The sequence below is a fragment of the Amycolatopsis sp. H20-H5 genome (assembly GCF_035828755.1).
Lineage (GTDB): Bacteria > Actinomycetota > Actinomycetes > Mycobacteriales > Pseudonocardiaceae > Amycolatopsis.
This window is the reverse complement of sequence record NZ_JAYMZS010000005.1, coordinates 44,342-56,895: the sequence shown is the minus strand read 5'-3', so window position 1 is coordinate 56,895 and position 12,554 is coordinate 44,342. Positions and strand designations below refer to the sequence as shown.

General features: G+C 68.1%; 15 protein-coding genes and 1 pseudogene. 3 read left to right on the top strand and 13 right to left on the bottom strand.

Features of this window, described 5'->3' with window-relative positions; genetic code table 11:
- Positions 1-2: 2 nt before the first annotated feature.
- The 5 genes from QMK34_RS03895 to QMK34_RS03875 form a co-directional block, all read right to left on the bottom strand.
- Positions 3-125 carry a hypothetical protein gene (locus QMK34_RS03895; RefSeq protein WP_326411541.1) on the bottom strand — a complete coding sequence of 41 codons (123 nt, stop codon included), beginning with the start codon at positions 123-125 and terminating at the stop codon, positions 3-5.
- Positions 125-322: a hypothetical protein gene (locus QMK34_RS03890; RefSeq protein ID WP_326411539.1), complete on the bottom strand. Its 198-nt coding sequence runs from the start codon at positions 320-322 to the stop codon at positions 125-127. Before QMK34_RS03890 ends, QMK34_RS03895 begins: the two co-directional genes overlap by 1 nt.
- Positions 322-501 (bottom strand): hypothetical protein, encoded by a 180-nt coding sequence (locus QMK34_RS03885; RefSeq protein ID WP_326411538.1) that lies wholly within the window; start codon positions 499-501, stop codon positions 322-324. Before QMK34_RS03885 ends, QMK34_RS03890 begins: the two co-directional genes overlap by 1 nt.
- A gap of 171 nt (positions 502-672) precedes the next feature.
- Positions 673-1,326, bottom strand: coding sequence for a DUF2218 domain-containing protein (locus tag QMK34_RS03880; protein ID WP_326411536.1), 654 nt, complete (start codon positions 1,324-1,326; stop codon positions 673-675).
- Complete coding sequence (locus QMK34_RS03875) at positions 1,326-1,955, bottom strand: class I SAM-dependent methyltransferase (protein ID WP_326411533.1); 630 nt, start codon at positions 1,953-1,955, stop codon at positions 1,326-1,328. Before QMK34_RS03875 ends, QMK34_RS03880 begins: the two co-directional genes overlap by 1 nt.
- Before the next feature lie 120 nt (positions 1,956-2,075).
- On the opposite strand from QMK34_RS03875, the gene QMK34_RS03870 reads away from it, so the two are divergent.
- Positions 2,076-2,669: a TetR/AcrR family transcriptional regulator gene (locus QMK34_RS03870; RefSeq protein ID WP_326411531.1), complete on the top strand. Its 594-nt coding sequence runs from the start codon at positions 2,076-2,078 to the stop codon at positions 2,667-2,669.
- Positions 2,670-3,073: 404 nt separating this feature from the next.
- Here QMK34_RS03870 and QMK34_RS47680 read toward each other — a convergent pair whose 3' ends face one another.
- Both QMK34_RS47680 and QMK34_RS03860 read right to left on the bottom strand, forming a co-directional pair.
- Positions 3,074-3,499 (bottom strand): hypothetical protein, encoded by a 426-nt coding sequence (locus QMK34_RS47680; protein ID WP_442785095.1) that lies wholly within the window; start codon positions 3,497-3,499, stop codon positions 3,074-3,076.
- Positions 3,496-3,666: pseudogene (locus QMK34_RS03860) on the bottom strand (ArsR/SmtB family transcription factor); the annotation flags it as partial. The gene QMK34_RS47680 and the pseudogene QMK34_RS03860, both read right to left, overlap by 4 nt.
- A gap of 105 nt (positions 3,667-3,771) precedes the next feature.
- Here QMK34_RS03860 and QMK34_RS03855 point away from each other — a divergent pair.
- Positions 3,772-4,251, top strand: coding sequence for an ArsI/CadI family heavy metal resistance metalloenzyme (locus QMK34_RS03855; protein ID WP_326411529.1), 480 nt, complete (start codon positions 3,772-3,774; stop codon positions 4,249-4,251).
- 160 nt (positions 4,252-4,411) lie between these two features.
- Here the strand turns inward: QMK34_RS03855 and QMK34_RS03850 are convergent, their stop codons facing one another.
- Genes QMK34_RS03850 through QMK34_RS03840 form a run of 3 tightly spaced genes read right to left on the bottom strand, consistent with a single transcriptional unit; the run spans position 4,412 to position 7,506 of the window.
- Entirely contained in the window at positions 4,412-4,972 is a 561-nt protein-coding gene (locus tag QMK34_RS03850) for a manganese efflux pump MntP (RefSeq protein WP_326411527.1), read from the bottom strand.
- Positions 4,972-5,475 carry a cation transporter gene (locus QMK34_RS03845; RefSeq protein ID WP_326411525.1) on the bottom strand — a complete coding sequence of 168 codons (504 nt, stop codon included), beginning with the start codon at positions 5,473-5,475 and terminating at the stop codon, positions 4,972-4,974. Before QMK34_RS03845 ends, QMK34_RS03850 begins: the two co-directional genes overlap by 1 nt.
- 33 nt (positions 5,476-5,508) lie before the next feature.
- On the bottom strand, positions 5,509-7,506 hold the full coding sequence (locus QMK34_RS03840) for a heavy metal translocating P-type ATPase (protein ID WP_442785094.1): 1,998 nt from the start codon (positions 7,504-7,506) through the stop codon (positions 5,509-5,511).
- 98 nt (positions 7,507-7,604) lie between these two features.
- Between QMK34_RS03840 and QMK34_RS03835 the strand changes: the two genes are divergently transcribed.
- Entirely contained in the window at positions 7,605-7,967 is a 363-nt protein-coding gene (locus tag QMK34_RS03835; RefSeq protein WP_326411523.1) for an ArsR/SmtB family transcription factor, read from the top strand.
- Between the two features lie 497 nt (positions 7,968-8,464).
- Here the strand turns inward: QMK34_RS03835 and QMK34_RS03830 are convergent, their stop codons facing one another.
- The 3 genes from QMK34_RS03830 to QMK34_RS03820 form a co-directional block, all read right to left on the bottom strand.
- Positions 8,465-9,154 (bottom strand): class I SAM-dependent methyltransferase, encoded by a 690-nt coding sequence (locus tag QMK34_RS03830; RefSeq protein ID WP_326411521.1) that lies wholly within the window; start codon positions 9,152-9,154, stop codon positions 8,465-8,467.
- A 491-nt stretch (positions 9,155-9,645) separates the two neighbouring features.
- Positions 9,646-11,049, bottom strand: a complete 1,404-nt coding sequence (locus QMK34_RS03825) for an NADH-quinone oxidoreductase subunit N (RefSeq protein ID WP_326411518.1) — start codon at positions 11,047-11,049, stop codon at positions 9,646-9,648.
- An 8-nt stretch (positions 11,050-11,057) separates the two neighbouring features.
- On the bottom strand, positions 11,058-12,551 hold the full coding sequence (locus tag QMK34_RS03820; protein WP_326411515.1) for a complex I subunit 4 family protein: 1,494 nt from the start codon (positions 12,549-12,551) through the stop codon (positions 11,058-11,060).
- Between the last annotated feature and the right edge of the window lie 3 nt (positions 12,552-12,554).

Sequence of the window (12,554 nt, the reverse complement as noted above, 5' to 3'; positions counted from 1 at the left end):
CGTCAGTCGGCCCTCGCCCGCCTGCTCGCGCAACCGGACACCACGCGCTCCCGATCGGCGTCCGAGGCCCGCAGTCCCGGATCCGTCATCGCCACCGCCCCCTCGCCAGCCTTCGATCGATCCATCAGTGGCTACCATCGAGGGAGTCCTGAGCGCGCAACACGCGCACTTCCTCCCGCAGTTCGGCGATCCGCCGATCCAGGTCGCCACCTCTGCCGGGCGCGTCGCAGTGCCCACGCTCGCGCAGCATCGGCCGCACACACGAGAAGTAAGTGACCGTGACCGCCGCGATCGCGACCGCCGCGACGAACCAGGTAGGCATCAGCGGAGGCCCTTCGCGCGCTCGGCCTTGAGCTGCTCCACCTCCGCGCGCAACTGCGCGACCTGCTGTTCCTTCGCGTCACCATGGTCTTTGCGCTGGCCGCGCATCATCAGCCACATCATCAGGCCCATCCCGACCGGGCAGGCCAGGACCGCGATACCCCACAACACCGACTGCATGGCTCCTCCACCGGGGCCGGCACGGGCGTCCGACCACCTTCTCTTACTATCTACGTACGGAGGTAGTAGATAGTTCCCGACCAGGACACCACCCCAGGGAATCCGCGAGGAGCGGCGGATCACCGTCCGACGAGCCGGCGAGTCCGGGCGGCGCGGGACGCAGTCGCAGGTCTAGTGATCTGCGTCCGGGATCCACTCGACGGTGAGGCCGTCTCGGCTGGCGAAGCGCTCGATGTTCGCGCCGATGATCTGTTGGATCCTGGCGAGGTTCGCGGCGTCGGTGGCCTCGATGGCGAGGAGCAGGTGGTCGGGCTCCACGGTCATCCGGCAGGTCCCCATGTCGGCGGGGAACTCGATCACACCGTCCGGCGGGGTCCACTCCGCGCGGGGAGTTTTCCAGGCGGCGTGGCTGCACAGTTGTTTGGCGTACCGCTCACCTTTCGGCGTCGGAATACGAGCGACGGATCGGGTGATCGGCTCCTCCCCCACAGGGTTCCCCCTGCGCCTTGTCCATGGGAGGCCAAGGATCGCGCCGAGATGCCTCGCCGAGGATGCGAGGTGGGCGGTGGGCCCGAACGTGTCGGGGCGATGGGAGGCCCTGCCGCGCCGGGTGGCCAGGCGGGTCATGACCGTCACGCCGACGACTTTCACGACGACGACCGCCAGGACGATGTTGGTGGCCCAGCCGGTCCACGGTGCGGACGCCCACGCGGCTCCGGCCAGCCCCAGGTGCACGGCGACAGCCAGCACGGCGGCCGCGGCCAGGCCGATCGTCGTACGGCGCTTTCGGCGAGCCACGGTCTCGCCATCGGTTTCGGAGGTCATCAGGGCCTCCTGGTGATGCTCGCCAGCCAGGCCCGGATGCCGTCGGGGTCGGTCGTGATGTCGATCGTGGCCGGTTCGATCGAGTCGACGCGCCATCCATCGGCGAAGGTCGCGGTGATCTCGTCTCGGGTCACCCGGTGCACCCACGGCCACCTGCCGTCCGGTTGCCGGTCGCTGAAGCACAACATGAAGTAGCGGCCATCCTGCGCCAGCACGGATCGCAGGCTGTCGGCGAACACGGCGCGGTCGTCGCCGGTGAAGATGTGGAACAGCCCGCAGTCGAGCGCGGTGTCGAAGGACTCCCCGAGTTCGGCCAGCTTGCGGGCATCCCAGCGGAGGAACCGTGCCGTACGCCCCCGGTCACGCGCCTTGTCCTCAGCGGTGCGCAGTGCCGCGGACGCCAGGTCCACACCGGTGGCGTCCAGGCCGAGCCCGGCGGCCAGGAGCACCTGCTCACCGGTCCCGCAGCCGACATCGAGCACCCGGCCTCGGAGGGCACCCGCGTCGGCAAGGGCCTGGAACGCCGGTTGCGGGCGGCCGATGTTCCACGGCGGTGGAGTGACGTACAGGTCGTCCGGTCCGCGTGGAGTCGTCGAACCGGGATGCGGGTTGTGCGGCGCGTCAGCCATGCGCATGCCCCTCTTCACCGAGTGTGCCTAACGGGAGCCTCATGACACCCAGGTTTATCGATACATTGTGTCGCTGTCAAGTCATACTGTATTGACAACGTCGCTGTGTATGCTCGATGGGTGCCGAAGCTGTGGAACGAGACGATCGAGGCGCACCGCCAATCGGTGCGCGACGCGACACTGGACACCACGGCGGCACTAGTAGCCGAGCACGGGCTGACGTCGGTGACGATGTCGCGGATCGCCGAGAAGACCGGCATCGGACGCGCGACGCTGTACAAGTACTTCCCCGACGTCGAGGCGATCCTGTCCGCCTGGCACGAGCGCCAGATCGCCGACCACCTCGCCCAGCTCGCCGAAGTCCGGGACCGCGTCGATGACTCTGGCGAGCGGCTCGAAGCGGTCCTGCACGCCTACGCGCTCATTCACCAACAGCGGGTACAGCATCACCGACACGAGCCTCACGGCACCGAACTCGCAGCGCTCCTGCATCCCGACGAGCACGTCGCACGCGCGCAGCAACACCTGCGCGACATGTTCACCGACCTGCTGACCCAAGCCGCCCAAGCGGGCGCCATCCGCACCGACGTCGCACCCGACGAACTCGCCGGCTACTGCCTGCACGCCCTCACTGCCGCCAGCAACCTGCCGTCCGCGGCCGCGGCCCACCGGCTCGTGACAGTCACTGTGGCTGGGCTTCGCGCCCCGCAATGACCCTCAGGGCGGAGCATTTGCGACGCGCGCACGGCCCACCCGCCACGGGACGGCGCCGTAGTAACCAGCCGCCGCTCATGGCGAACGTCTTCACCCCGACGTCTACACCCGGACGGGTGAGCTCACGCTGCCCCGGTCGTGCTGATGACGGCGACCGGCAGGGGCGCGGTCGTGGTGTCCAGGGCGCGGACGCCATTGGCGATGACGACGACCTCGGCGAACTCGTCGACGAGCACGACCGCGGCCAGGCCCAGGATCCCGAGCAGCGCCAGGAGCCAAGCTGGCGGTCCTGGTCCTCGACCACGAGGTCATCTATGCCGACGGCCCCGGTGGCTCTTTCAGGGTGAGTTGGTGCTGGTGGAAGTCGAAGTGCTGGGTCGGGTAGTGGTAGATGTCCGCGAGGGTCATGAAGTCTTGGAAGAACGGGTCCCAGCGGCGCGGGCAGGGCATGCCCCGTCGGATGTCCGCCTCGCTCTCGGCGGCGAGGTGGCGCTGGAGGGAGTCGATGACGCGGTCGAGCCTGCGGCCCATCCGCCGATGGTTGAAGACCGTCGCTCCGGGGTCCCGACTTCGCTCCTGCGGCGTTCGAGCAGCACGACGTCGCGGCGTTCCAGGTCGTCCGGTCCGGCGCGGTCGTTTCGAAGCTGGCGTCGCCGGTATCGAGCCGGGTACATCATGACCAGCAGCCCGATCGCGATCGGCAGCGAGATCCCGTCGACCGACACCGCGTTCAGCGCGGCGTTCAGGCCGGGGATCGCCCGCCCGGCGAGCAGGCCAACCAGCATGGCGGCGACAATCCAGACCGGCAGGTGGATGTCGGTGGTCGTCACGCGGTCATCACACCGGACTCGCCAGGCACCAGCACCGCGGACACGCGGGCGAGGACTTCGGGGTGGACCCGGTAGTAGACCCAGGTACCGCGCCGCTCACCGTCGATGAGGCCGGATTCGCGCAGCACCTTGAGGCGGTGGGAGATGGTCGGGCCGGTCAGGTCGAAGCCAGTGGGAGTTGCTTCGACATTTGTCTATGTTGACAGGCATCTATCTAGAGGGCAATCTAAGTCCTGTCTTGTTTTGACAGATGTCTATCCAAGGAGGCTGGGATGTCACGAGTTCAGCTCGCGCTGCGCGTCGGGGACCTGCAGGGGTCGATCGAGTTCTACTCAAAGCTGTTCAACACCGAGCCGGCGAAGCTGCGGCCCGGCTACGCCAACTTCGCCATCGCCGAGCCCGCACTGAAGCTGGTGCTGCTCGAAGGCGAACCGGGCCAGGCCACCGTGATGGACCACCTCGGCGTCGAGGTCGAGTCCACCGAGCAGGTCGACGCCGCCAGCAAGCGCCTGACCGGCGAGGGCATGGAGACACTGGTCGAGAACGGCACCACCTGCTGCTACGCGCTGCAGGACAAGGTATGGGTGCACGGCCCCGGCCAGGAACCGTGGGAGGTCTACACCGTCAAGGACGACTCCAGCACGTACGGCACCGACAGCGCCACCACCGCCACACCGGCAACCTGCTGCCAGCCCGACGCCACCACCGGCCAGGCGGACAAGGCGAACCAGCCCGAAGGCTGCTGCGCCTGATGGCTTGACACCGCTGAAATCGCGGTGGGTGGCCGCGCGAGACCCGACCACCCACCGCTCAGCAGCCCCGGCCCCCAGGCGACACGGCTTCACCGGGAAACAGGCCAAGGCCAGTGCACTGAACGCTGGGAAACGTGCTGTTGGGGGGGGCGGCCGCGGTTCACGCGAACACTCGCTCGGCGACAAGGAACAGGCCCAAGCCGATCAGGACGATCCCGGCGAGTCGTTCGGCTGCTTCGCGGTAGCGTTCGGCGATCCGCCTGCCCAGATGCAGACCGAGTTGCGCCGCGAGGAACGCCTGCGCGGCGATACCGACGATGACCGGGATCAGCGGCAGGTGAGTCAGGCCAAGGCTGAAGCCAATGGCCAGTTCGTCCAGGCTGATACTGATGCCCAACCCGAGCAGTGCGACGCCCTGGGCGGTGGCGAGCCGCCCGGTCTTCTCCTCCTCGTCTTGTTCACTGTGCAGCAGCATCCACATGCCGATGGCGATGACCGCGGCAGCGGCCAGGTAGTCGGCGGTATCGCCCATCACGTGGGCCAACGGCGCGCCCAAGGCGAGGCCGATCAAGGGCATCCCGGCCTCGAACACCACGAACAGCGCCGAGATCCGCCACCGCGCCCGTGCGGTCAGTCGACCGGCGGCGCCGATCGCGGCGGCCACGCCGAACGAGTCCAGCCCGAGCGGCAGAACGAACGCGACGAGCTTGAGGATCGGCATTAGCACTGCTCGCGGATGATGGCACGGACCTCGCGGGCGGCGTAGAACACCAGCGCATAGCCAGCCAGCGGGTCGGCCCACCACCATCCCAGCGTGGTGTTGAGCACCAACCCGGCCAGTACCGCCGCCGCGAGGATGCCATCGACGAGGGTGACCCGTCCCTCAGTGCGCAGCACCGCGTTGCCCAGCGCGGTGCCGGTCCGTGCCTTACCGGCCGCGAGGCCGAACATCACCACCGCGGTCAGCGCTGTCCAGGCGATCCCGAGCGGGCTGGTCGCCGCGTGGAAGCCGCTGGCCAGCACGAATGTGGACTGGACGGCGAGGTACACCCCCACTACGACGAACGCGATCCCGATCAGCCGAAGCGCATGGTGTCGCCGGTGCTCTCCACTTCCGGACAGCTCCCAGATCACCACCATCGAGGCGCCGATCTCGATCAGGGAATCCAGGGCAAAGCCGCGACGCAGCAGAGTGTGGCGCCTGGTCTGGCGAGGAATGCTCACCGACGCAGTCTGGCAAACCGGGAATCGCCCCTGTCAACGACCGTTGCGGCGAGGTCGCCAGGCCGAGTCGCGCAGCAGGCGCAGTCCGTTGAGCCCGACGATGACGGTGGAACCTTCGTGCCCGGCCACGCCCAGCGGCAAGGGCAGGGTGCCGATCAGGTCCCACAGCACCAGGACGGTGATGAACGTCGCGGCGATGATCAGGTTGGCGATCACGAACCGGCGCGCCCGTCGGGACAAGGCGATCACCGCGGGCACCGTGCCCAGCTCGTCGCGGACCACGACGGCGTCGGCGGTGTCCAAGGCGAGGTCGGAACCGGCTCGGCCCATCGCCATACCGGTGTGGGCGGCGGCCAGCGCGGGAGCATCGTTGACGCCGTCGCCGACCACGAGCACCTTGCTCCCGGCGGCTTCCAGTTCCCGTACCGCGGCGACCTTGTCCTGCGGCAGCAGGCCGGCACGGACGTCAGTGATGCCGACCTCGGCAGCGAGATGGGTTGCTGCGCGCGGGTTGTCGCCCGTGAGGAGCACCGGAGCGGTGCCGGTCAGCGCGGTCAAATCAGCGACTGTCTGTGCGGCGGCAGGGCGGAGCCGGTCGGCCAGCCCAAGAACACCGGCAGGGATATCGTCGATCATCACAACAACGGCGGTGCGGCCGAGCGCTTCCAGTTCCGCGACGATCGCGCCCGCCTGGGCCGCGGCGTGGCCCGGCTGCCCCTCCATAAGTGTCGCCGACAGCAGGCGCTGGGGGCTGCCGACAGCGACTCGACGCCCTTCGACCAGCGCGCTGACTCCGAGGCCGGGGACTGAGGTGAACTCTTCGGCGGGAGGCAGAGACACGTCGTGCTCGCGGGCCGCGGCCACCACCGCACGGCCGAGGGGATGTTCACTGGGGTGCTCGGCCGCGGCGGCGAAACGGAGCATTTCCTGCTCGTCCAGTCCGGAGCCGGTCAGCACCCGGATGTCGGCGACACGCGGGGTGCCTTCCGTCAGGGTGCCGGTCTTGTCGAACGCGACCGTGGTGATGTCGCCGAGTTGTTCCATCACGACCGCGGACTTGACCAGCACGCCGTGACGGCCCGCGTTGGCGATCGCCGAGAGCAGCGGCGGCATGGTGGCCAGCACGACCGCACAGGGCGACGCGACGATCATGAACGTCATCGCCCGCAGCAGGGTGGACTGCACGTCGGCGCCGAAGGCCAGCGGCACGAAGAACAACGCCAGCGTCGCCACGACAACGCCGACCGAGTAGACCTGTTCGATCTTCTCGATGAACAACTGGGTCTTCGCCTTGGTGGCCGAGGCTTCCTCCACCAGTGCCACGATCCTGGCGACCACGGTGTCGGAGGCGGCCCGGTCCACCCGCACCCGTAGTGCGCCGGTGCCGTTGAGGGTGCCGGCGAACACCTCGTCGCCGACGTTTTTCGTCACGGGCAACGGTTCGCCGGTGATCGTGGCCTGGTCGACGTCACTGGCCCCGACGACGACCTGCCCGTCGGCGCCGATGCGCTCACCGGGCCGGACGACGACCACGTCACCCACCACCAGGGCCGCGGTGTCGACACGCTCCTCGCGACCGCTGGGGAGCAGGCGGGTGGCCTGCTCGGGAGCCAGGTCGAGCAGGCCCTTGACCGAGTCGGCGGTGCGTTGGGTGGCCAGCGCCTCCAGCGCGCCGGAAGTGGCGAAGATGACGATCAGCAGACCGCCGTCGAGGACCTGCCCGATCGCCGCGGCGCCGATCGCGGCCACGATCATCAGCAGGTCGACATCCAGGGACTTCTCCCGCAGTGCCCGTAGCCCGGCCCAGGCAGGCTCCCAGCCGCCGGTGACATAGCAGGCCAGATACAGCGCCCACCACAACCAAGCCGGGCCACCGCTGAATTGCGCGGCGATGCCGACCAGGAACAGCACAGTGGATAGCGCTGCCCAGCGGACCTCGGGCAACGCGAACGCTCGTCTGCGTCGTGCTCGCAGCGCGGGCCGCGACGGGTGGGTCTCAGCCGGGCGGGTCTCGGTCTGGGTGGGTGCCACCGGGTCCTCCGGAATCAGCGTGGGTGGGCAGCGAACACGACCACTGTACAGGTACATATGACGACGTCTTCATGTGTACCTGATGTTAAGATGCCGGTATGGGTCACGGAGTCGAAGGCAGGGATACCCCGGCGGCGTCGCTGGACGCCGAGGGTGCCGCGACCGTGGCCGCGACGCTGCAGGCGCTGGCCACACCGAGTCGACTGCTGATGCTGACCCGCCTGCGGCAGAGTCCCTGCACCGTGGGGGAACTTGTTGAGGCGGTGGGCATGGAGCAGTCCGCGGTATCGCACCAACTGCGCCTGCTGCGGGCACTGAGCCTGGTCACCGGCACACGGTCGGGCCGCAGCATCGTCTACAGCCTGTACGACACCCACGTCGCGCAACTGCTTGACGAGGCCGTATATCACATCGAGCACCTGCGACTGGGCGTGCGCGACAAACCCTCGGCCACCGCCTGACAGAGCCAGCCCAATTCGCCGGGCACTGCCGACGACCGAAACGTCGCTCCCTTATGCCGCATCCCTCGATGGGTACTTTCGAGGACCTTGATCGCACCGTCAAGTCGTCGCTGTTCGTCGCCGTTGCCCGCCCGTTGGCAGTTGGCGACGCGTTCGCTACGACGATGTCCCTGAACTCGACAGCCGCGACATTCTGAGTGGAGTGTCCTGATGCAGATGTTTGGGAAGACTTGATCGCCGAACGGTCGACAGTTCCGATGCTCTGGGCTCGCCTGCCCCGCCGATCAGGAGCAGTGGGCCGCCGGAGTCGATGGCAGCTGTGCCCAACTCGCCGTGGTCGCGCCGTGGAGGGCGAGATGGCGGGTACGTCTCATTTTACGCGGTAACCCCGACGATCAGTGCCCGGCACCGATGCCGGGCACTATCGCCACCGGAAACGCCCTCGGCGCGGACCACAGGCCGAAAGCACGGCTGAAGGTGTGCACACCCACGTCCCGTCAGCTGCGCCGGAAGACAAGCAGTTCGGTATGACTGCCACTGAGCGGAACGAGATGAGTCCCTACCAGCGACAGCCCGCGCCGGGCGAGCAGGTCGATCGTCCAGGCACGAGGAAGTACGCCATAGAGCGTTACATTGTCGGCGATCCAGGCCTTGACGACACCGTCATCCAGACTGTTTTCGGTGAAGACGTCGAAAGCGACAATGCCGCCAGGGCGGACGACTCGGACCATCTCCTCGAGGTAGCCGACGACGGTGGCGAACGGGATGTAGACGAAAAGCTTGTGCGCGTGCACGAGATCCACTGACGCGGTCTTGGTTTCCCCCAGCGCGTGTCCGTCCGCGGTTCTGACGACAACAGACGGCAGCGTGCGCAACAGGGGGAGCCAGTCCGGTGCGGTCTCGTAGACTTCGTAGACCTCGGGTTTCAGCCCTGCGATGACCTTCACCGCGTACCGACCACTTCCGGCGCCGATCTCACAGACCCGCTCGACACCGCTTTCGAACCCGGCCAGCCGCAGCATCGCCTCGACAGCGTCCGACGTCGCCCCGGGCTCCGCACTGTAGTTGTCGAGGTAGTCTCCGATGGACAAGCCCGCACGCTTGGCCCCGGCCGCAGCCTTCCGCGCGGAGAGGAACGTGCCCACGGCAGGGTCGGTCGTGTAGCCACGAACGACCTGCACCCCCATCGGCCGAAGGATCCGGTTGACTCCATCACGGACAAGACCAGAAAACGGCATGCCAACTCCCGATCATCTTGTGTCGCCAACGACGACCGAACCCGAAATCGGCGGTCGAAGGCGGGATCCCGCCTTCGACAACCTGCGCCTCCGGCCGGAGGACACTACCGCCGCGTGCCGGAATTCCCTGTGACCGATCGGCCTGATCGCCGCGGCGCCAAATCACTTTGTCTTTCCTCAGTGCGGAAATCAATGGCCAGCGCAGAACCTATCGTGTCGACGTCCCGCCAAGCCGGACTGTGAGGATGAATCGCCCATACCAAGGCCTTGGCCCGCATCTTGACCTCCAGGCTATCTACTATAGACAATCGTAGACAGAATTGGGTGATGCGTCAACGTCGTCGTGAGGTACCCGTCTGCACGCAGAAGGCCTTCCGCACAGCAGCTTCGGTACTGCCTACAGAGGAACCAAACGCGCTATAACCACCCCTGGTAGAAGATCAGAGCACCGCGTAGAGCAAGCCGCCTGCCGGACCGAGCACAACCGTCAGCAGGGCGGCGACGTACGCGGTGATCCGTGGCGAACTCCCCGAATCGGCCAGCTTGTCCGGTTCTCCATCTTGACGACTGTCTAAAAAGGCCGGTGCGAGCCACCGCAGGTAATAGAACACGCTCGCGACCGTGTTGAGCGCGGCGAGCACGACCAGCCAGGCGAGACCCGCGTCCATGGCCGCGGCGAAGACGCCCAGCTTGCCCACGAACCCGGCCAGCGGCGGGATACCGATCAGTGACAGCAGCGAGACGAGCAGAACCACCGCGAGCGCGCGATGCCTGCGAGCGAGTCCCGCGTAGTCACCTAGGACCTGCGCTCGAGGCAGCGCGACCACCACAGCGAAGGCCGCGAGGTTGGTGACCAGGTACGCCGCGAGGTAGTAGAGCAGCGCCGGGGTCGCGAGTTCGGACCGCAGCGCAGCGGCCACGGCCATCAGGAGGTAGCCGATCTGGCTGATCGTCGAGTACGCGAGCAACCTGGTCGGCGACTGCTGCCAGAACGCGGCGAGGTTGCCCAGGGTCATGCTCGCCGCCGCGATGATCGCGATCAGCAACGACCAGTCGACGCGCACCCCGGGCAGCGCTTCGGTGACCAGCCGCAGCAGCGCGACCGCGGCGCCGATCTTGGGCAGGGTCGTGACGTAGGCGGCCACCGGGGCCGACGCGCCTTCCGCCACGTCGGGCACCCAGAAATGCGCGGGCACACCGCCCAGCTTGAAGGCCAGCCCGGCGCAGGTCAGCACCAGCCCGACCGCGACGAGCGGCTGCGACGCCCCGGGCAGCGCTTTGCCGAGTTCGCCGTAGGCCGTGGCACCGCCGGCCCCGTACAGCAGCGTGAGCCCGAAAAGCATGAGCACGCCCAGGAGCGCGCCGTTGAGGAAGTACTTCAGCGCAGCCTCGGTCCCCCGCGCGTCCTGGTGGAACGCCGCCAGCGTGTACAGCGGGATGCTGGCCAGCAGGTAGGTGACCATCAGCAGCAGCACGTCGGCCGCGCCCGCCATCATGATGGTGCCGAGCGCGCCGAACAGCAGCAGGACGTAGTACTCGGTCTCCCTGCGGTGTCCCCGCACCGGCGCGACCGACAACGCCAGCACCAGGAGCGTTCCGGTGGCCACGCCGATGCGGACCACACCCAGCGGCACGTCGACGGCATAGCTGTCGTCGAACACCCGCTGCGGTTCACGCGCCAGGTCGAGCGCTGCGGCGACGATCGAGCCGACCATGGCCAGCGCGGCGACGACCGCGACGATCCACTGACGGCGCCGCGGCAGGAACAGCCCCGTGAGCAGGCCGAACACCGCCCCGGCGAGCAGCAGCAACTCGGGCAGCAGCGCGCCCGGGGTTTCGTTCATCATTGCGGTCATCGGGCGACCAGTTCGGTCACGGCCCGCGACGCCGGCTCAACGATGTCGAGCAGGAATCGCGGGAAGATCCCGATCACCCCGGACAGGGCCAGCAGTGGCAGTACCGCGATCGCCTCGTGCGACCGCAGGTCGCGCACGCCCTCGGACCGCCCCCGCACCGGGCCGAGCAGCAGCTTCTGCACAGCGATCAGGAACAGCGCCGCGGTCAGCAGGATGCCAAGGAACGCCAGCGCGGTCGGGATGGGCGCGGGCCGCATGCTGCCGAGGAAGATGTGGAACTCGGCGATGAACCCCGACAGGCCGGGCAGCCCGAGCGACGCGAACGCCGCGATCGCGGTCGCCCCCGCGAAGACGGGTGCGGGGTTCGCGAGCCCGCCCCACGCTTCGAGGTCGTAGGTCCCGCCGCGGTCATGCAGCACCCCGGCGAGCAGGAACAGCGCGCCGGTGATCAGGCCGTGCGAGACCATCTGGACGACCGCGCCCGTAATGGCCAGTTCGCGGGCTTGCTGCGGGGAATCCGCGACCAGCCCGGCGGCGCCGATGGCCAGCAGGATGTACCCCATGTGGTTGACCGAGGTGTAGGCGATCATCCGTTTGAAGTCCCGCTGTGCCAACGCGACCAGCGCGCCCCACAGCACCGACACCACCCCGAGCGCGATCAGCGCCCACGACCAGTCGCGCCAGGTGTCCGGGAGCATCGGCATCGCGACGCGCAGGAAGCCGTACGTCCCCATCTTCAGCAGAACCCCGGCCAGGATCGCCGAGCCGGTCGCGGGCGCGTCGGTGTGGGCGGGCGGCAACCAGGTGTGCACCGGCACGACCGGGGTCTTGACGCCGAACCCGATGACCAGCCCGAGCATGACCAGCGGTGCGGCCGCGCCTGCCGTGGCGAGCGGCGTCTGCAGAGTGAGCTCGACCATGTCGAAGGTGGCGGGGCTCGCGAAGACGTACAGGCCGATGATCCCCAGCAGCAGGGCGAGCGAGCCGAGGAACGTGTAGAGGAAGAACTTCAGCGCGGACCGCCGCCGGTCGCCGTGTCCCCACAGCGCGATGACGAAGTACATGCCCACAATGGACAGATCCCAGAACACGAAGAACAGCACCAGATCCAGTGCCAGGAAGACGCCGATCGAGACGGCCTCGAGCAAGAGGAACAGCGCGGTGTACTCCCGGATCCGCCGCTTCTCACGCCAGGAATAGATCGCGCAGACAAAGAACAGCAAGGCGGACATCGCCACCAGCGGCAACGACAGGCCGTCCACCCCGAGGTGGTAACCGGCGCCCAGGCTGGGAATCCAGCGCAGCCGCTCTTCGAAAGCGAAGTGCCCCGCGGGCGGTGTCCGGTAGCCCAGCCAGAGGACGACCACGAGCAGCAACACCACCCCGGTCACCGCGATGCCCGCGACGCGGACGAACCGTTCCGCCCGGCGCGGCACCAGGTACAGCCCGAGTGCCGCCAGCAGGGGCAGGAAGACGATCAGGGACAGCACCAC

Coding starts and splice junctions, on each gene's coding strand:
- QMK34_RS03895 (WP_326411541.1), bottom strand. CDS start 125: ATGGATCGATCGAAGGCTGGCGAGGGGGCGGTGGCGATGACGGATCCG.
- QMK34_RS03890 (WP_326411539.1), bottom strand. CDS start 322: ATGCCTACCTGGTTCGTCGCGGCGGTCGCGATCGCGGCGGTCACGGTC.
- QMK34_RS03885 (WP_326411538.1), bottom strand. CDS start 501: ATGCAGTCGGTGTTGTGGGGTATCGCGGTCCTGGCCTGCCCGGTCGGG.
- QMK34_RS03880 (WP_326411536.1), bottom strand. CDS start 1,326: ATGACCTCCGAAACCGATGGCGAGACCGTGGCTCGCCGAAAGCGCCGT.
- QMK34_RS03875 (WP_326411533.1), bottom strand. CDS start 1,955: ATGGCTGACGCGCCGCACAACCCGCATCCCGGTTCGACGACTCCACGC.
- QMK34_RS03855 (WP_326411529.1), top strand. CDS start 3,772: ATGTCACGAGTTCAGCTCGCGCTGCGCGTCGGGGACCTGCAGGGGTCG.
- QMK34_RS03850 (WP_326411527.1), bottom strand. CDS start 4,972: ATGCCGATCCTCAAGCTCGTCGCGTTCGTTCTGCCGCTCGGGCTGGAC.
- QMK34_RS03835 (WP_326411523.1), top strand. CDS start 7,605: ATGGGTCACGGAGTCGAAGGCAGGGATACCCCGGCGGCGTCGCTGGAC.
- QMK34_RS03830 (WP_326411521.1), bottom strand. CDS start 9,154: ATGGGGGTGCAGGTCGTTCGTGGCTACACGACCGACCCTGCCGTGGGC.
- QMK34_RS03825 (WP_326411518.1), bottom strand. CDS start 11,049: ATGAACGAAACCCCGGGCGCGCTGCTGCCCGAGTTGCTGCTGCTCGCC.